This is a genomic window from Achromobacter sp. HZ34, from assembly GCF_002209485.1.
In the GTDB taxonomy this organism is placed as follows: Bacteria; Pseudomonadota; Gammaproteobacteria; order Burkholderiales; family Burkholderiaceae_B; genus Bordetella_C.
Genome location: NZ_NJIX01000004.1, coordinates 411,389 through 427,521, shown reverse-complemented (window position 1 = coordinate 427,521; position 16,133 = coordinate 411,389). Strand labels below are relative to the sequence as shown.

General features: G+C 65.3%; 17 protein-coding genes. 11 read left to right on the top strand and 6 right to left on the bottom strand.

All coding sequences use genetic code 11. From position 1 onward, the window contains the following. Window positions 1-16: 16 nt before the first annotated feature. Complete coding sequence (locus CEY05_RS18465; RefSeq protein WP_088596951.1) at window positions 17-601, bottom strand: methylated-DNA--[protein]-cysteine S-methyltransferase; 585 nt, start codon at window positions 599-601, stop codon at window positions 17-19. A 5-nt stretch (window positions 602-606) separates the two neighbouring features. Next, on the bottom strand, window positions 607-1,548 hold the full coding sequence (rsmI, locus tag CEY05_RS18460; RefSeq protein ID WP_088596950.1) for a 16S rRNA (cytidine(1402)-2'-O)-methyltransferase: 942 nt from the start codon (window positions 1,546-1,548) through the stop codon (window positions 607-609). A 222-nt stretch (window positions 1,549-1,770) separates the two neighbouring features. On the opposite strand from rsmI, the gene CEY05_RS18455 reads away from it, so the two are divergent. From CEY05_RS18455 to cysW, 8 genes are all read left to right on the top strand, one after another. After that, the gene (locus tag CEY05_RS18455; RefSeq protein WP_088596949.1) at window positions 1,771-2,304 is read left to right on the top strand and encodes a YraN family protein; all 534 of its coding nucleotides are present in this window, start codon (window positions 1,771-1,773) and stop codon (window positions 2,302-2,304) included. Between the two features lie 161 nt (window positions 2,305-2,465). Then, window positions 2,466-3,059 (top strand): phosphoheptose isomerase, encoded by a 594-nt coding sequence (locus CEY05_RS18450; RefSeq protein ID WP_088597654.1) that lies wholly within the window; start codon window positions 2,466-2,468, stop codon window positions 3,057-3,059. Continuing rightward, entirely contained in the window at window positions 3,059-3,820 is a 762-nt protein-coding gene (locus tag CEY05_RS18445) for a BON domain-containing protein (RefSeq protein ID WP_088596948.1), read from the top strand. Before CEY05_RS18450 ends, CEY05_RS18445 begins: the two co-directional genes overlap by 1 nt. After that, on the top strand, window positions 3,817-4,308 hold the full coding sequence (locus tag CEY05_RS18440) for a peroxiredoxin (RefSeq protein WP_088596947.1): 492 nt from the start codon (window positions 3,817-3,819) through the stop codon (window positions 4,306-4,308). Before CEY05_RS18445 ends, CEY05_RS18440 begins: the two co-directional genes overlap by 4 nt. 144 nt (window positions 4,309-4,452) lie before the next feature. Beyond that, on the top strand, window positions 4,453-5,316 hold the full coding sequence (gene nudC, locus CEY05_RS18435) for an NAD(+) diphosphatase (protein WP_088596946.1): 864 nt from the start codon (window positions 4,453-4,455) through the stop codon (window positions 5,314-5,316). A gap of 422 nt (window positions 5,317-5,738) precedes the next feature. Continuing rightward, window positions 5,739-6,752: a thiosulfate ABC transporter substrate-binding protein CysP gene (gene cysP, locus CEY05_RS18430; RefSeq protein WP_233161586.1), complete on the top strand. Its 1,014-nt coding sequence runs from the start codon at window positions 5,739-5,741 to the stop codon at window positions 6,750-6,752. Between the two features lie 107 nt (window positions 6,753-6,859). Continuing rightward, entirely contained in the window at window positions 6,860-7,693 is an 834-nt protein-coding gene (gene cysT, locus CEY05_RS18425; protein ID WP_088596944.1) for a sulfate ABC transporter permease subunit CysT, read from the top strand. A 10-nt stretch (window positions 7,694-7,703) separates the two neighbouring features. Continuing rightward, window positions 7,704-8,531 carry a sulfate ABC transporter permease subunit CysW gene (gene cysW, locus CEY05_RS18420; protein ID WP_088596943.1) on the top strand — a complete coding sequence of 276 codons (828 nt, stop codon included), beginning with the start codon at window positions 7,704-7,706 and terminating at the stop codon, window positions 8,529-8,531. 38 nt (window positions 8,532-8,569) lie between these two features. Here the strand turns inward: cysW and CEY05_RS18415 are convergent, their stop codons facing one another. Further along, window positions 8,570-9,073, bottom strand: a complete 504-nt coding sequence (locus CEY05_RS18415; protein ID WP_088596942.1) for a DUF2127 domain-containing protein — start codon at window positions 9,071-9,073, stop codon at window positions 8,570-8,572. 116 nt (window positions 9,074-9,189) lie between these two features. Between CEY05_RS18415 and CEY05_RS18410 the strand changes: the two genes are divergently transcribed. Further along, on the top strand, window positions 9,190-9,672 hold the full coding sequence (locus tag CEY05_RS18410; RefSeq protein ID WP_088597653.1) for a YajQ family cyclic di-GMP-binding protein: 483 nt from the start codon (window positions 9,190-9,192) through the stop codon (window positions 9,670-9,672). Window positions 9,673-9,735: 63 nt separating this feature from the next. After that, a complete protein-coding gene (locus tag CEY05_RS18405) occupies window positions 9,736-10,065 on the top strand; it encodes a DHCW motif cupin fold protein (protein WP_088596941.1) in 330 nt (109 codons plus the stop codon). On the opposite strand, the gene CEY05_RS18400 is transcribed toward CEY05_RS18405, so the two are convergent. Genes CEY05_RS18400 through CEY05_RS18390 form a run of 3 tightly spaced genes read right to left on the bottom strand, consistent with a single transcriptional unit; the run spans window position 10,062 to window position 14,927 of the window. Beyond that, window positions 10,062-11,819 (bottom strand): hydantoinase B/oxoprolinase family protein, encoded by a 1,758-nt coding sequence (locus CEY05_RS18400; RefSeq protein ID WP_088596940.1) that lies wholly within the window; start codon window positions 11,817-11,819, stop codon window positions 10,062-10,064. The two genes, CEY05_RS18405 and CEY05_RS18400, sit on opposite strands and share 4 nt — an antisense overlap. Before the next feature lie 3 nt (window positions 11,820-11,822). Next, window positions 11,823-13,904, bottom strand: coding sequence for a hydantoinase/oxoprolinase family protein (locus CEY05_RS18395; protein WP_088596939.1), 2,082 nt, complete (start codon window positions 13,902-13,904; stop codon window positions 11,823-11,825). A 39-nt stretch (window positions 13,905-13,943) separates the two neighbouring features. Then, the gene (locus tag CEY05_RS18390; protein ID WP_088596938.1) at window positions 13,944-14,927 is read right to left on the bottom strand and encodes a tripartite tricarboxylate transporter substrate binding protein; all 984 of its coding nucleotides are present in this window, start codon (window positions 14,925-14,927) and stop codon (window positions 13,944-13,946) included. A 141-nt stretch (window positions 14,928-15,068) separates the two neighbouring features. On the opposite strand from CEY05_RS18390, the gene CEY05_RS18385 reads away from it, so the two are divergent. After that, window positions 15,069-15,971, top strand: coding sequence for a LysR family transcriptional regulator (locus CEY05_RS18385; protein ID WP_088596937.1), 903 nt, complete (start codon window positions 15,069-15,071; stop codon window positions 15,969-15,971). The last annotated feature ends 162 nt before the right edge of the window (window positions 15,972-16,133 follow it).

Here is a 16,133-nt window from a genome sequence, read left to right as displayed (position 1 = left end):
CGCTTGGGTTAAGCCTTTACCAGGCCAAAGTGCCTTGTGCCGGATCGGTGTTCTGGCGCCGCGTGGTCGCGGTCAGGCGGCCGTAGGTGTGGCCTTCGTGCGAGAGCAAGGTGCGTTTGCGGGCCAGGCCACCGCCGAAGCCGGTCAAGGACGTGTCGCTGCCAACGATGCGATGGCAAGGAATGATGACCGCGATGGGATTGCGGCCGACGGCCTGGGCCACTGCCCGCACGGCCGCGGGACGGCCCACGGTACGCGCCAGATCGCCATAGCTGACCAAGGTGCCGAAAGGCAGTTCACACAAGGCCTGCCAGACCTGCTGCTGGAACGGCGTCCCGCGCGGCGCCAGATCCAGGTCGAAGTCGCGCCGCTTGCCGGCGAACCAGTCGCTCAATTGCGCGGCCGCCGTCTGCAGGAAAGGATGATCGGGGCGCTCCACTTCCGTATCCGGATGATAGGACGGCCCATAACCGGCCGCCGCCATATCGCCCGGATCCATGAACCACGCGCCCACCAGTTGGTCTCCGCGCGCGACCAGGCGCATCGGTCCCACCAGCGTGGGAACGATGGCGTAAATATCAGTGTCGATAACGGCAGACATGAACCTCAGACCGTCTCTTCGCGCTGCTTGCGGTCGAGCGCGCGGGCGTACAGGACGTCGCGCGGCAGGCCGGTGATGCGCGCCGCCACGCGGGCGGCATCACGCACGGACAGGGCTTCGAGCAGGGCATCGAGCAGCGCGTCCGTCGCGGCGTCGTTTTCATCGGAATCCTGCTCGACACCGGTCGAATGCAGGATCAGCACGAACTCGCCCTGCGTGCGATGCGGTTGGGCGACGATCCAGTCCGCCACCTCGCGCAAGGGCATGGAAGCGATCTCTTCGAAACGCTTGGTCAGCTCGCGCGCCACGGTGACTTCGCGCGCCGGTCCGCAGACCGCCAGCATGTCCTGCAGCGTGGCCGCCACGCGATGGGGCGATTCGAACAGCACGACCGGCGCCGGCAGGGCCGACCAGCGTTCCAGCCAGCGCACGCGCGCCATGGCCTTGGTCGGCGGGAAACCGGCGAAGGCATAGGCCGGATTTTCATCGGTGGTGACGCCGCTGCCCATGAGCGCGGTGATGACCGCGCTGGGACCGGGCACGGGGACCACGGCGAAACCCGCGGCGCGGGCGGCGCGCACGATGCGTGCGCCGGGGTCGCTGACGGCCGGTGCGCCGGCGTCGGAAATCAGGGCCACCCGTTGGCCTTGTTCGAGGCGGGCGACGATGTTGCCGGCGGCCTCGGCCTCGTTATGGCGGTGGGCCGACATCATGGGCGTGGCGATGCCCCAGGCATCGAGCAGCACGCGGCTTTCGCGGGTGTCTTCGGCGGCGATGACGTCGACGCGCGCCAGGGCTTGCCAGGCACGCAGGCTGAGGTCGCCGAGGTTGCCGATGGGCGTGGCCACGACATATAGCGTGGACGCCGGCCACTGTTGGCCGGCGACTCGGTCAGCGATACGCGCCCAGGCTTCCTGGCCCGGCAGGGTTGCGGCGGATGCGTTCATGGTACGGAACTGGTCTCCAGAATTTCGTCACAGTTTAGTCCCATCCCACGTGATCGATGAGCTTTCCCCATGGTGAATCCCGTAACAGCATCTGAGCAGCGACGATCGGCCGCCTCCGGCCGGCAAAGGGGAGATCTGTCCCCGTTCCGGGCACCGGCGGCGGTACCGCCGGACGGCGCGCCCGCCCCCGCGCCGCCGCCCTCCGGATCGAGCAACGTCGACATGCAGCCGGATGCGACTCTGCAAATTGCGTTCAACATCGCAAGAGAGGCCCAACGCAAGGCGTATCAGCGCCGCCAGCAACGTCTGCGACGGCGGCAACGACAGGCCGCGCTCGGCAGCCAGACGGCGGCGCAGGACACCAGCCAGGATATACAGGCGCCACGCAGCCGCTCCGCCAGCCGACGCCATGGCGACCGCTATGAGGACCAGGCGCTGGCATTGTTGACGAAAGCCGGATTGGTGCCACTGGCGCGCAACCTGCGTTGCCCGACGGGCGAAATCGATCTCGTCATGCGGGAAGGCGACACGCTGGTGCTGGTGGAGGTCAGGGTCCGCTCGCATTTGAACTACGGCGGTGCGGCCGCCAGCGTGGACTGGGCCAAGCGTAACCGGCTGCGCCGCGCGGCAGCCCATTTGCTGCCGGGACTGGCGCGGCAACACTGGGACGGCGCGCTGCCGCCCGTACGCTTCGATGTAGTGGCTTACGGGCCGACCGGCACATCCTGGCTGCGCGGCGCTTTCGCCGAAGAATAGGCCCCGCGGGCAGCAATGGCGGGCACCATCGAATGAGCCGCCGGCCGTGGTGCCGCCCCAACGCTCTCCATCGTCCGGACGAATTCCTCCGGTCTATGACGAAAATCGTCACCCTCGGATAGAAAAAAGGAGTGCGCGCCCATGAGATAATCGCGGCCATGATGGATATGACCGCCCGCATGACCGCGCACTTCGATGACGCCGTGGCCGTGCATGAACAGAGCCGCGACGCCCTGGCGCCCTTGCTGGCCGCCGCGGCCGATATGCTATTCAGCGCCATCGCCAATAACGGCAAGATCCTGGCCTGCGGCAATGGCGGCTCCGCCGCCGACGCCCAGCACCTGGTCGCCGAACTGGTAGGCCGCTTCGAACGCGAACGCCTGCCGCTGGCCGCCGTGGCGCTGACCACCGATACCGCCATCCTCACCGCCGTCGGCAACGACTACGGTTTCGAGGAAATCTACGAACGCCAGGTCAGCGCCCTGGGCCAACCCGGCGACGTCCTGGTGGCCATCTCGACCAGCGGAAATTCCCCCAACGTCGTGCGCGCCATCGAAGCCGCGCACGAACGTGAGGTCCACGTCATTGCCCTGACCGGCAAGGGCGGCGGCACGGTCGGGGAACTCATGACCGATCACGACATCCATATCTGCGTGCCGCACGACCGCACCATGCGGATCCAGGAGGTCCATGGGCTGATGCTGCACGCACTGTGCGACGGTATTGATGCTTTGCTGCTGGGAGATCCCGAATAATGACCATAAATCGCACCCCGACCGCCCGGACTGCCCGGACTGCCCTGTTCATCTTCGGCCTGGTCGGCGCCTCCCTGACATTGTCCGGCTGCCTGGCCCCGGTCCTGGTGGGCGGCGCGGCCGCCGGCACCGCCGTGGTGGCGACCGACCGCCGCAGCTCCGGCGCACAGTTGGACGACAAGAACCTGGGGTTCAAGGTCCAGCACGCCATTTCGCAGAAATTCGGCGATACGGTACGCATCGACGCCAATATCTATGAAGGCCAGGTGCTGCTGACCGGCGACGCGCCCACCGAGGCCGTCAAGGCCGAGGCCACCACCCTGGCCAAGACCCAGCAGGGCGTGAAGACGGTCTACAACGAAATGGTGGTGGGCGACCCGGCCAGCTTCGGCACCCGGTCCAACGACACCTGGCTCAGCTCCAAGGTGCGTACCGCCCTGCTGAACACCAAATTCGTGCCGTCGGGATCGATTTCGACCACCACCGACCGCAGCGTCGTGTTCCTTCAGGGCAAAGTCACCCAGGTCGAGGGAGAATATGCCGCGAATGCCGCCGCCGACGTCAGCGGCGTGCACAAAGTGGTAAAACTCTTCAATGTCATCAGCCGGGATGAGGCAGTGCGCCTGTCGGGTTCCTATAGCGATCCGACCGGCACGAGCAGCAAATCGCCCAATTCGGCTCCCGTCGTGAACGCCCCGGGTGCGGACAGCACCACGGAACCGGCTGGCAGCGGCGCTGTTGAATCTCTACCGATCAAATGAAAAAACTCGTCTTTGTCTTTGCGCTGGTCGTGGCGGCGGGTATCGCCTCCTGGTTCGTCTGGCGCCCCGCGCAGGCCGCCCCCAATGTGGCCTTCGCCGCCATCGATGGCCAGAAGCTGACGCTGCAGGACCTGCGCGGCAAGGTGGTGCTGGTCAAATTCTGGGCGACCGACTGCGTGACCTGTATCAAGCAGATGCCGGACACCATCGCCGACTACAACAAATATTCGGCGCAGGGTTTCCAGACCGTGGCGGTGGCGATGAACTACGACCCGCCCAACTACGTGCTGAATTACGCGCAGACGCGCAAGCTGCCGTTCACGGTGGCGCTGGACAGCAAGGGCGAGGTCGCCCGCGCCTTCGGCGACGTGCGCCTGACCCCGACGGCCTTCCTGATCGACAAGCAGGGGCGCATCGTCAAGCGCTACCTGGGCGTTTACGATCCCAAGGAATTCCACGCGGAAATCGAAAAGGCGCTGAAGGGCTGATCCCGTCGATGCGCCGATGGACCGTTCATAAGCCCCTTGCCCTGCAAGGGGCTTTGCACTTCAGGATTCGAATTTTTTGGATGATCGCGGATGCGCCGGCCCGGCCCTCCGCCTGTTGATTACCGAATACGCCAGGATTTGCCCATGTCGCACTCATCGCTTCCGCCGTCCTCCTTGCCCTCTTCGCCTTCATCGCCCTCATCGCCCTCGGCGGGCGCGCCCAACCTGGCGCCGGCCGCCCTTGGCGCGTACCTGTTCGCTTTCCGTGGGGGAGAACTGCTGGTGCGCGAGGATGGCGCGGTGCTGCCGCTGGATGACATCCGCCATCACCTGGCCGATGCGCAAGCGGACTGGCACACGGTGGGGAGCCATCGCGGCCAACCCTGTCTGGCGCTGGCGCTGGCCCGGGACAGCGTGCCGCCCGCCGGCTATGTGTTCCGCCGCCTGCGCGAAGTGATGGGCGAGCTGGAGGCGACGGCCGGGGCGCTGGCCGGGCGCGCCTTCCAGGTGGCCGAATGGGCGCGTACGCATCGCTATTGCGGCGTGTGTGCGACGCCAACGGAGCGCGTGGCACATGAGTTCTGCCTGAAGTGCCCGAACTGCGGCCATAGCAACTACCCGCGTATTTCGCCGGCCATGATGGTGCTGATCAAGAAGGGTGACAGCATTCTGCTGGCGCGCAACGCCAATTTCGCCGCGGCCCGCTATAGCGCACTGGCGGGGTTCGTCGAAGCCGGCGAGTCGCTGGAGGAAACGGTGCATCGCGAAGTGCAGGAGGAGGTGGGGTTGCGCGTGCATCAGTTGCGCTACTTCCAGAGCCAGTCCTGGCCGTTTCCCCATTCCCTGATGCTGGCCTTCACCGCCGAATATCTTGACGGTGACATCCAGGTCGACGGCACCGAGATCATCGACGCCCAGTGGTATGGGCCCGGCGATACCCTTCCCAATATTCCGCCGACCGATTCTGTGGCCGGCCGGCTGATCCGGGCCAATTTACCTGGGAAATGAACGTGGCCCGGGGACTCGTCAATCTGGATTGGCGCTTTCCCCGCTGAAGGCCATCAGGGTTTGTTGGGGAATAAACAGGGGGTTTTTTATAAAAAACCCTGTAAAAAATTCTCTCCCTACCGGCTTTCGCCGGCTTCCTGGCCGGCCGCTGCCCGCCGAGGCGCGCGCCATGCCGGCCTACTTGGGACGTCGACCGCTGCCTGGAGCCAGGACCTTCCTTGATGCAAGGGCTGACAGGAACCAAGGACTCGTCTACTTTATTTCCATAAGAAATAAACAAACCAATATTTATTCTTTTACGTTAGTAAGGCTCCCCGGCATCATCCGTACCAGTTACAGCGCGATACGCCTGTGCAGAATGCCGCCCGATGGGCGGGACTGCAGTCGCGCTGCCGGACCACCCCGTTTTCGCGGAGCTTTCCTTGATCAGCCGTCTTTTCGCCGCCTCCTTCGCCGCCGCCTCGCTGCTGGCCGGCGCCGCCGCCCAGGCCCAACAGCCGCAAGTCTTGTTGAACTCGTCCTACGACGTTGCGCGCGAACTGTTTACGGCCATCAATCCGAAGTTCGAGGAAAGCTGGAACAAGAGCAACGATACGAAGGTCAAGATAGAGCAATCGTTCGGCGGCACGTCGCGCCAGGCCCAGTCCATCATCCAGGGCCTGAAGGCCGACGTGGTGACCTTCAACCAGGTGCCCGACGTCGACATCCTGGCCCAGCGCGGCCTGGTCGAAAAGAACTGGCAACAGCACTTCCCCAACAACAGTTCGCCCTACTACAGCACCATCGCCTTCCTGGTGCGCAAGGGCAATCCCAAGCAGATCAAGACCTGGGACGACCTGGTGCGCGACGACGTCAAGGTGGTGTTCCCGAATCCCAAGACCTCCGGCAACGCACGCTATACCTACCTGGCCGCCTGGCTCTACGCCAACGAGAAGTTCAAGGGCGATGACGCCAAGACGCGCGCCTTCGTCGGCAAGCTGCTGCACAACGTCGAAAGCTTCCCCACCGGCGGCCGCGGCGCCACCGTGGCCTTCGCCCAGAACAACCAGGGCGACGCCGTGCTGACGTTCGAATCCGAAGTGAACAACATCGCCAAGAGCGATGAATTCAAGGCCCAGGGCTTCGAGGTGGTGGTGCCGCCCGTCAGCGTGCTGGCCGAATTCCCCGTGGCCATCGTCTCCAAGGTGGCCAAGGATAAAGGCACGGAAAAGCTGGCGGAAACGTACCTGAAGTTCCAGTACACGCCGGAAATCCAGGCCCTGCTGGCCACCTTCTACTACCGTGTACGCGATCCCCAGGTGGTCAAGGCCAATGCCGCCCAGTTTCCCGAAATCCGCCTGATCAATCCGACGGACGTGCTGGGCACCTGGGACAACATCACGAAGGTACACTTCTCGGCTAACGGCGTGCTGGACCAACTGCTGGCCGGCAAGTAGTATCGCCGCCGGCCCCGGGGCTTCGCACCCCGCGGCAGCCTCCGCACCGCCCGCCCGCACCGGCTGCCCCAAAGGCGGCCGTTCGGCTTTTCATCCAGCCCAGGCCCATGCCGAAATTCTTCCTGCAAAAACCCACGCTGCCCGGCTTCGGCCTGAGCTTCGGCGTGAGCAGCTTGTATATCTCGCTGGTGATTCTCTTCCCCATCGCGGCGCTGTTCGCCTACACCAGCGAAATGAGCCTGGCGCAGTACTGGCGCGCCATCACCGACCCGCGCGTGCTGGCCAGCTATCGCGTCACCCTGGAAGGCGCGGCCATCTCCACCGCGGTGGTCCTGGTGTTCGGCCTGCTGCTGGCCTGGATACTGGAACGCTACCGTTTTCCCGGCCGGCTGTTCCTGGACGCGCTGGTCGACCTGCCCTTTGCCCTGCCCACCGCCGTGGCCGGCCTGACGCTGTCGGTGCTGCTGGCGCCGGGCGGCTGGGTTGGACAATGGTTCGCTCCCTACAAGATCAGCTACGCCTTTCCCGGCCTGACCATCGCCATGATCTTCACCAGCCTGCCCTTCGTAGTGCGGTCGGTGCAGCCGGTGCTGGCCGAGATCGGCCCTGAATACGAGGAGGCCGCCCACACCCTGGGGGCCAATGACCGCCAGACCTTCTGGCGCGTGCTGCTGCCGGCCCTGGTGCCGGCGCTGTTCACCGGCGCCTCGCAGGCCTTCATCCGCAGCCTGGGCGAATTCGGCGCGGTGGTGATGATCGCCGGCAATATTCCGCTGAAGACGGAGATCACTTCGCTGATGATCTTCGTCCGCCTGTCTGAATTCGATTACCCGGCCGCCTCGGCCATCGCCAGCGTGGTGCTGGCGGCGTCGCTGCTGCTGCTGTTCAGCCTGCAACTCCTGCAAAACCGCCTGCTGCCCTGGCAGCGGCCGGGCCGCTGAGGACACCCTGATGCGCAAACCCAAGAACTGGCGTCAGTGGACGCTCATCGCCGTCGGCGTGGCAGGCGCGGTCCTGCTGCTGTTGCTGCCGCTCATCCTGATCTTCGCCCGGGCCCTGTCGGGCGGCTGGTCCATGCTGGTGGAAAACCTGGTGGACAGCGATATGCAGCATGCCATCCTGCTGACCCTGCTGGCGGCCGTGCTGACGGTGCCGATCAACATCGGCTTCGGCATCATGCTGGCGTGGTGCGTCACGCACTATGAGTTCCGCGGCCGCGCCATCCTGACCACGCTGGTGGACATCCCCTACGCTACTTCGCCGGTGGTGGCGGGCCTGTGCTACCTGGTGATCTACGGCGCGGAAAGCGCCCTGGGCGGGTGGCTCGGCCAGCACGACATCCAGCTGATGTTCGCCTGGCCGGGCATTGTGATGGTGACGGTATTCGTGACCTCGCCTTTCGTGGCGCGCATCCTCATCCCCTTGATGCAGGCGCAGGGCAGCGATGAGGAATACGCCGCGCTGACACTGGGCGCGCGTGGCTGGCAGATCTTCCGCCACATCACGCTGCCCAACATCAAATGGGCCTTGCTGTACGGCACCGTGATCACGAATGCCCGCGCCGTGGGGGAATTCGGCGCCGTTTCAGTGGTATCGGGCGCGATACGCGGCAAGACGGTCACCCTGCCGCTGCTGATCGAGCAGCTCAACGACGATTACAAGACCGTGGGCGCTTTCACGGCGGCCGCGCTGCTGGCCTGCATGGCGCTGGTGACGCTGGTGGTCAAGACCGCCATGGAATGGACGCAACGGGTGGAAGTGCGCGGACGCACGCATTGACACGCAGGCCCGGCTCGATTCTGGCCGCGGCCGCCGGCTCAGGCGCGGGCCAGGCCGCCGCGCCGGCGGCGCCATAGCTGCGAGGCCAGGAACAGCACGATAAGCACGTTGGCCAGCACCACCAGGGCCGAGAAGACGGAAGGTGAGTGCAGCAGGTGGCGTACCTCGAAGGGGATGTAGATGGCCCCGGACAGGGCGCCCAGCCATTCCCCCCAGACCCGGTCGTGCCACAGGCCATAGGCCTCGATCAGGCGCACGGCGACATAGGCCCCCGCCAGGCTGACCAGCAGGCGCACGCTGGTGTCCTGCAGCACATCCGCATAGTGCAACAGCGTGTGCGGATAACGGCCGCCAGGATCCAGCCCGAAGTGGCCGATGAGATCGATGACGATTCCGCGCAGGTCATGATGCAGCAGGCCTAGCAGGCCGATACTGGCCGCCAGTGCCGCCAGGCCCTTGAACGCTTCGAACAGGGCGATGGTGCGCTGCGCGCGCTGCCTGATCGCGACCTGCCGCGGCGAGATCGGGTGGCCAGATTGCATGGGATTTCCTCCTGCCTTGCGGAGAGTTAGCATAACGCGGTCGCAGGCAAGTCGCGGGCCGCAGCGAAGCATGGGAAAATACCCCGCACGTTTCATCATTGCACAGGACCACCATCATGCCTTCTTTTGACGTCGTTTCCGAAGTCAACAAACACGAATTGAGCAACGCCATCGACCAGGCCAACCGTGAACTGTCGACCCGTTTCGATTTCAAGGGGACCGACGCCAAATACGAACTCGATGACTTCGTGGTCACCCAGGTCGCGCCTTCGGAATTCCAGCTCAAGCAGATGCTGGACATCCTGCGCGGCCGCCTGACGGCACGCGGCATCGATCCGCGCTGCATCGACGTGGCCGACGCCAACGTCAACCTGGGCGGCGCCCGCCAGAAGATCACCCTGAAGCAAGGGATCGAGCAGGCCGTGTCCAAGAAGCTGATCGCCGCCATCAAGGCCGCCAAGCTGAAGGTGGAAACGCAGATCACCGGCGACAAGCTGCGCGTCACCGGCAAGAAGCGCGACGATCTGCAGACGGCGATCGCGCTGCTGAAGAAAACCGACGTGGACCTGCCGCTGCAGTTCGACAACTTCCGCGACTGACGAAGACGAATCGCTGGTGAACGGTCACCGCTCGACGATCACCGAACCCTTAGAGAAACAGGCATGCAGATCAGCAACATCCCCTTCGGCACCACCGATTGGTCCACCATCGACCCCACCCGGCATGCCGGCGACACCGGCCATGCGCTATGGCGCACGCGCCAGTTCGGCGACATCCGCGTGCGCATGGTGGAGTACACCCCCGGCTACCTGGCCGACCACTGGTGCAGCAAGGGCCATATTCTGCTGTGCCTGGAGGGGCGCCTGGATACGGAACTGGAAGACGGCCGCCGCTTCACGCTGCTGCCGGGCATGAGCTACCAGGTAGCCGACCAGGCGGAAGCGCACCGCTCTTCGACGGAAGGCGGCGCCAAGCTGTTCATCGTCGATTAACCCTTGCCACCCGCCGGCTTGATGGCCGGACCGGCGACGGCCGCCAGGGCGTCGACGCTGGCGCCATAAGCAGACTGCGCCGCGGCCAGCGTGACCTTGCCGTCGAGCAGGTCGCGCTGCAGGGCGCGGTCGGCGCGTGCCGCCGGCGCACCATAGCCGCCGCCCCCAGGCGTTTCGATACGCACGCTCTCATCGGCCTGCAACGTGATGTTGGCGGTCTTGGAAAACAGCTCCTCCTGCCGCGCCGTGCCGAAGTTGCGCAACAGCCGCGCGCGCCGGCCATCGGCGCCACCGTCCACGCCAGTCGCCACGCCCACGGTATGGCTGTCCGACCGGGCGGAGAACACGATGCCCGGCACCAGGGCGCGGATCTGCTTGGCGATGGACATGCCGCCGCGCGTGCGCCCCGCGCCGCCCGAATCGGCAATCAGCGAATACTCGTCCATCAACAGTGGATACTCGTTTTCCAGCGCCTCCACCGGCAGGTTCGAGGTGTTGGTCATATGCACGTGGATGGCATCCATGCCGTCGCTGTCGTAGCGCGCGCCGGCACCGCCGCCCAGCGTTTCCAGATAGACGAACTCGCCCGGCCGCGTGCTCCATTTGCCGGAGAACACGATGGCCGGGCAGCAATCATTGCCCGACGCCATGATTTTTTCCGGCGGCAACAGGCCACGGAAGGCACCGAAGATGGCGCCCGCCACCTTCTGCGCGGTAATCGACCGCGCCCCCACGGCAGCAGGATGTTCCGGATTGGTGATGGTACCCAGGGGCGCTTCCACCGTAATCGGCTCGAACAGGCCCGCATTGGGCGCGATGTCCGGGTCCAGCAAGGCCTTGACCGCGTAATACACGGACGCGCGCAAGGCGTTCACCGGCAGGTTCATGGCGCCGCGCGCCTGCTTGCCCGACCCGGTGAAATCGAAATGCAGGCCCTGCGGACGCACCGTCAGCGTGACCTGGATGCGCACGGGATCGCCGCCCATGCCGTCATCGTCCAGGTCGCTGTGGAAGGTATAACTGCCCTGCTTCAACTCAGCGATGCGATTGAGCAGACGGCGGCGCGTATAGCGGATGACGTCGTCCACCGACCGCAGCACGGCGTCCAGGCCCATCTGGCGAATCAAGCCCTGTACCGCGGCGGCACCGCGGCGATTGGTGGCCATCTGCACCCGCAGGTCGAGCAGGCGCTCTTCCGGATCGCGCGTGTTGGCGCAGATCAGGTTCAGCAGGTCTTCGTCGATCTGGCCGGCCCGCGCGATGCGGCTCACTGGAATGCGGATCCCTTCGGCGAAGATGGAACCCAGGCCGCCCGCGATCGAGCCCGGCACGGGGCCGCCGACGTCCGAATGGTGGGCGATATTGGCCGCGAAGAAGCGCAGCGTGCCTTCCCAGAACACCGGCGTGACGATGTTGATGTCCGGCAGGTGGCTGCCGTTGGCCAGGTAGGGATCGTTGCAGATGAAGATATCGCCATCGACGATTTTCTCCACCGGGAAGTGCGTCAGGATGGCGCGCATGGCGCCGTCCAGTGAACCCAGGTGCAGGGGAATCTGCGTGCCCTGCGCCACCAGCCGGCCGGCGGCGTCGAACAGCGCCACCGAGCAATCCTTGCGTTCCTTGATGTTGGTGGAGAACGATGCCCGCACCAGGGTGTTGTTCATGTCTTCCGTAATCGACAGCAGCCGGTTGCAGAAGACTTCCATGCCGATAGGATCGGCCAGATCGTCGTCAGTGCGTTGGATCTCGGTCATGTCCTAGCCTCGCAGGGTGATGATCAGGTTGCCGTAGTCATCGACGATGGCATGATGGCCGACGCCGATGATCGTGGTGGAACTCATTTCCTCGACCAGGGCCGGGCCGTGGAAGGCGACACCGGTGGGCAGGCGATTGCGGTCGAACACAGGCGTTTCGACCCAGCCGTGCGTGGGGCCGAAGTAGCTGGAACGCGCGCCGATGCGGGCGCCTTCCACCGTGCCCTCGACGTGGCGCGGCGCCAGCGGCGCCTTGATGACCTGCCCTACCGCCTGGACGCGGCAGTTGATGATCTGGATGGCACGGTCGTCCACGGTATAGCCGTACTCGCGCTCATGCGCCTGGCCGAACGCGGCGATGAAGGCCGCCAGGCCGTCGGGGCCGATGTCGTCCAGTGGCACCTGCACTTCGAAGTTCTGCCCTTCGTAGCGCGCGTCGATGGCGCAGTGCGTGGCGCGCAGCGCTTCGCTCACCCCTTCGTTCGCCAGCCAGGTTTGCGCCTGGTCGCGCAGCGCATCGAAGATGGTGGCGACATTGGCCCAGCCTTCCGGCCTGGCCAGCGTGATCTCGCTGCGCACGAAGTCGAAGGAAATGTCGCTGAGCAGGATGCCGCGTGCGCACATGGTGCCCGGCTCCTGCGGCACGATGACGCGCGGGATGCCGCATTCTTCCGCCACTTCCACCGCGTGCAACGGGCCCGCGCCGCCGAAGGCGAACAGGGCGAAGCGTGACAGGTCGTGGCCGCGTTCGGTCGACACCGCGCGGATGGCACGGCTCATGTTGGCGGTGGCGATACGCAGGATGCCTTCGGCCGCGGCCTCCACGGCCAGGCCCAGCGGCTTGCCGACTTTTTCCTCGATGACGGCGCGCGCCTCCTTGGCGAAGACAGGCATGCGGCCATTGAGCAGGGACACGGGATTGAGGCGCTGCAAGGCGATCTCGGCATCGGTGATGGTCGGCTCGACGCCACCGCGGCCATAGCCCACCGGCCCCGGCACCGCGCCGGCACTGTGCGGGCCGACCTTGAGCGCGCCGGCATCGTCCATCCAGGCGATGCTGCCGCCGCCCGCGCCGATGACATGGATATCGACCATGGGCGTTTTCACCGGATAGCCGGCCACCTGGCGATGCGACGTGAACAGCGGCTTGCCGTCGCAGATCAGGGAAACGTCGGTGCTGGTGCCGCCGACGTCGAAGGTCACCAGGTTGGGGCTGCCGATGACGCGACCCACTGCCGCCGCGCCGACCACGCCGGCGGCCGGTCCGGACAGGCAGGTCCGCACCGGGAACTGGCGCACGCTGGCGATCGACATCAGGCCGCCGTTCGAATGCACCGTGTGCGGCTCATGGGCGATGCCCAGCTCGCGCACGCGCTGCAGGAACAATTCCAGATAGCGCGCCATGCGCGGCCCCACCGCGGCGTTCAGCACCGTGGTCGACAGGCGTTCGTACTCGCGGAACTCCGGCAGCACTTCGCTGGACAGGCTGATATAGGCGTCCGGCATTACCTCGGCGACGATCTGGCGGGCCCGCTGCTCGTGCGCGGGATTGCGATAGGAATGGAGGAAGCAGATGGTGACCGCGCCGATGCCCTGTTCGGCGAAATAGCGCGCGGCTTCACGCACCGCCGCTTCGTCCAGCGCCTCGCGCACGCGGCCGCTGGCTTCGATGCGCTCGCCCACTTCGATACGGAACTGGCGCGGCACCGCCACCGGCGGCTTGCCGACACTGTAGTCATACAAATGCGGCCGGGTCTGGCGGCCGATCTCCAGCACATCGCGGAAGCCGCGCGTGGTGATCAGGCCGACCGCCGCGCCCTTGCGCTCGATGATCAGATTGGTGGCCACGGTGGTGCCGTGGCCCACATGCGCCACCTGCGAGGGGTGCACACCATGTTCGCGCAACATGCCTTCGATGCCGGTGGCGATGGCCTGCGAAGGATCATGCGGCGTCGACGGGACCTTGTGGAAGTGGACGTGGCCGGCTGAGGCGCGGCCAGCAGTGGCGCCTGCTTCACCGGCGCTTTCGTCGATCATGGTGAAGTCGGTGAACGTGCCTCCGACGTCTATGCCGATGCGGTACATATCGTTGTCATCCTGGGTTGCGGATATCGGTGTGGGAAATCAATCGAGTCGGATGTTGGCCTGCTTGACGACCTTGCACCACTTCTCGGTTTCGCTCTTGATCATGCTGGCGAAAGCGTCGTTGGAGATGCTGGAGACTTCAGCGCCCTGTTCTTCCAGATAGGGCTTGAGCGAGGGGCCATTTTGCACATCCACGATGGCCTTGCTGAGACGGTCGCGGATGTCGGTGGGCAGGTGCGCGGGCGCCAGCATGCCGAACCAGACCATGGCTTCGAAGCCGGGGTAGCCCGACTCCGCGACCGTGGGCACATCGGGCAGCAGCTTGTTGCGTTGCGAGGACGTCACCGCCAACGCGCGGATCTTGCCTTCCTTGATATAGGGGTAGGACGTCATCACCACGTCCATCATCATGTTGACCTGGCCGCCCAGCAGATCTATCAGGGCCGGGCCGGATCCACGGTAGGGAACATGGGTCATCTTGACCCCGGCGGTATTGGTGAACAGCGCCGATGCGAGGTGGTTGGAGGTGCCTGGACCGTTGGACGCGTAGGTGTATTTCTCCGGGTCCTTCTTCAGCAACTGGACGAATTCCTGCAGATTCTTGGCCGGCACGTCCTTGTTGATGACGATGACGTTGGGAATGGTCGCCACGACGGCCAGCGGGGTGAAGTCCTTGCCGGCGTCATAGGGCAGCTTGGGGTAGATACACGGCGCGCTGCCATGCGTGCTGACCGATCCCATCAGGATGGTGTAGCCGTCGGCCGGCTGGCGTGCGACGTAATCGGTACCTACGGTGCCGCCCGCGCCGGGGCGATTTTCCACGATCACATTGCCGTTCAACTGCTTGCTCAGGCCTTCGGCCAATTTGCGGGCGACCAGGTCGGTCGACCCGCCGGCGGCGAAGGGCACCACCAGGCGGATGATCTTGTCATTGGGCCAGGCGGCCATGGCGGACATGGCCGATAGCGCCAAGGTGGCGCCGACGGCGATTGCCCCACATCTGCGGATAAATCCTGCATTCATCGGTATTCCCCTTGTAGGTCGTGACACGGTGGCCACGGCGGCCCCGGCTTTTTTGCTACGGGAACATCCTAGGATCCAGGCGCGCCAGCCGTCTCCCTTTTGCATCTATAGTCACATAAACGTCATTTATGTCTACCGCGCATGAAGCATCCCGACCTCAACCTGCTGGTTCACTTCGATGCCTTGATGACCTGCCGCAGCGTGTCGCGCGCGGCCGAACAGGTGGGCATCAGCCAGCCGGCCATGAGCGCGGCGCTGGGGCGCCTGCGCAAACTGTTCAACGACCCCTTGCTGGTGCGCGAGAACACGGCCTGGCAACCGACCCCGCAAGGCCTGGCCCTGCTGCAGGAGTTCCAGCCGCTGCTGGCACGCTGGCGCCGTGCCACGGGCGAGCAGGAAGAATTCGATCCGCGCCGCTCGACCCGCACGGTATCGCTGTATGCCACCGACTATATGCAGTTCACTCTGCTGCCGCGCGTGCTGCCGGGGTTGGCGCAGGACGCGCCGCACATCCATCTGCGGGTCATGCCGGCGCGGCTGCTGCACGGCATGAGCATGCTGGACACCAATCACGTCGAACTGCTGGCCGGCTATTTCCCCGACCCTTCACCCAACCTGCGCGCGCGTTTCCTCTATGAGGAGCCGGCCGTCTGCATCGTGCGCGAACAGCATCCCTGCCTGCGGCGGCGCTGGAACCTGGACGCGTACCTGCGCTACGGCCATGTGGACCTGGCCGCCCATACTGGTTACTTCAGCAGCGCCATCGACCGGCTGTTGCACAGCAATAATCGCCAGCGGACCGTGGCGGCCACCCTGTCCAGCTATATGGTCTGCCCCTATGTAGTGGCGGCCTCGGACCTGATCTCGACCATGCCCCTGAGCATCGCGCGCGCGGCCGCCGCGCAGACTGGCCTGGTGCTGCTGGAGCCACCGCTGAAATTGCCGCCCCTGTCGGTGAGCCTGTACTGGCATGAACGCTATCAGGATGACAGCGGCCATGCCTGGTTGCGCCAGTACATCGCCGGCAAGGTCGCGCAGCCATGACGGCAGGGAACACCGGACGGTGCGAGCCCCGGATCGCGACAGGACTGAATACTCTGAACCAGGCGGGAAGCCTGGAAAAGGCGCAAAAAGCCGAAGATTTGCCATCTTTTGAAAAGTTCCATCGAAACCGCAGGATTACCCTGGATCGGCACGGCAAGGCCG

Excerpts from the sequence above, each read along its gene's own strand:
- CEY05_RS18465 (WP_088596951.1), bottom strand. The coding sequence starts at position 601 with ATGTCTGCCGTTATCGACACTGATATTTACGCCATCGTTCCCACGCTG.
- rsmI (WP_088596950.1), bottom strand. The coding sequence starts at position 1,548 with ATGAACGCATCCGCCGCAACCCTGCCGGGCCAGGAAGCCTGGGCGCGT.
- CEY05_RS18455 (WP_088596949.1), top strand. The coding sequence starts at position 1,771 with ATGCAGCCGGATGCGACTCTGCAAATTGCGTTCAACATCGCAAGAGAG.
- CEY05_RS18450 (WP_088597654.1), top strand. The coding sequence starts at position 2,466 with ATGGATATGACCGCCCGCATGACCGCGCACTTCGATGACGCCGTGGCC.
- CEY05_RS18445 (WP_088596948.1), top strand. The coding sequence starts at position 3,059 with ATGACCATAAATCGCACCCCGACCGCCCGGACTGCCCGGACTGCCCTG.
- CEY05_RS18440 (WP_088596947.1), top strand. The coding sequence starts at position 3,817 with ATGAAAAAACTCGTCTTTGTCTTTGCGCTGGTCGTGGCGGCGGGTATC.
- nudC (WP_088596946.1), top strand. The coding sequence starts at position 4,453 with ATGTCGCACTCATCGCTTCCGCCGTCCTCCTTGCCCTCTTCGCCTTCA.
- cysT (WP_088596944.1), top strand. The coding sequence starts at position 6,860 with ATGCCGAAATTCTTCCTGCAAAAACCCACGCTGCCCGGCTTCGGCCTG.
- cysW (WP_088596943.1), top strand. The coding sequence starts at position 7,704 with ATGCGCAAACCCAAGAACTGGCGTCAGTGGACGCTCATCGCCGTCGGC.
- CEY05_RS18415 (WP_088596942.1), bottom strand. The coding sequence starts at position 9,073 with ATGCAATCTGGCCACCCGATCTCGCCGCGGCAGGTCGCGATCAGGCAG.
- CEY05_RS18410 (WP_088597653.1), top strand. The coding sequence starts at position 9,190 with ATGCCTTCTTTTGACGTCGTTTCCGAAGTCAACAAACACGAATTGAGC.
- CEY05_RS18405 (WP_088596941.1), top strand. The coding sequence starts at position 9,736 with ATGCAGATCAGCAACATCCCCTTCGGCACCACCGATTGGTCCACCATC.
- CEY05_RS18400 (WP_088596940.1), bottom strand. The coding sequence starts at position 11,819 with ATGACCGAGATCCAACGCACTGACGACGATCTGGCCGATCCTATCGGC.
- CEY05_RS18395 (WP_088596939.1), bottom strand. The coding sequence starts at position 13,904 with ATGTACCGCATCGGCATAGACGTCGGAGGCACGTTCACCGACTTCACC.
- CEY05_RS18390 (WP_088596938.1), bottom strand. The coding sequence starts at position 14,927 with ATGAATGCAGGATTTATCCGCAGATGTGGGGCAATCGCCGTCGGCGCC.
- CEY05_RS18385 (WP_088596937.1), top strand. The coding sequence starts at position 15,069 with ATGAAGCATCCCGACCTCAACCTGCTGGTTCACTTCGATGCCTTGATG.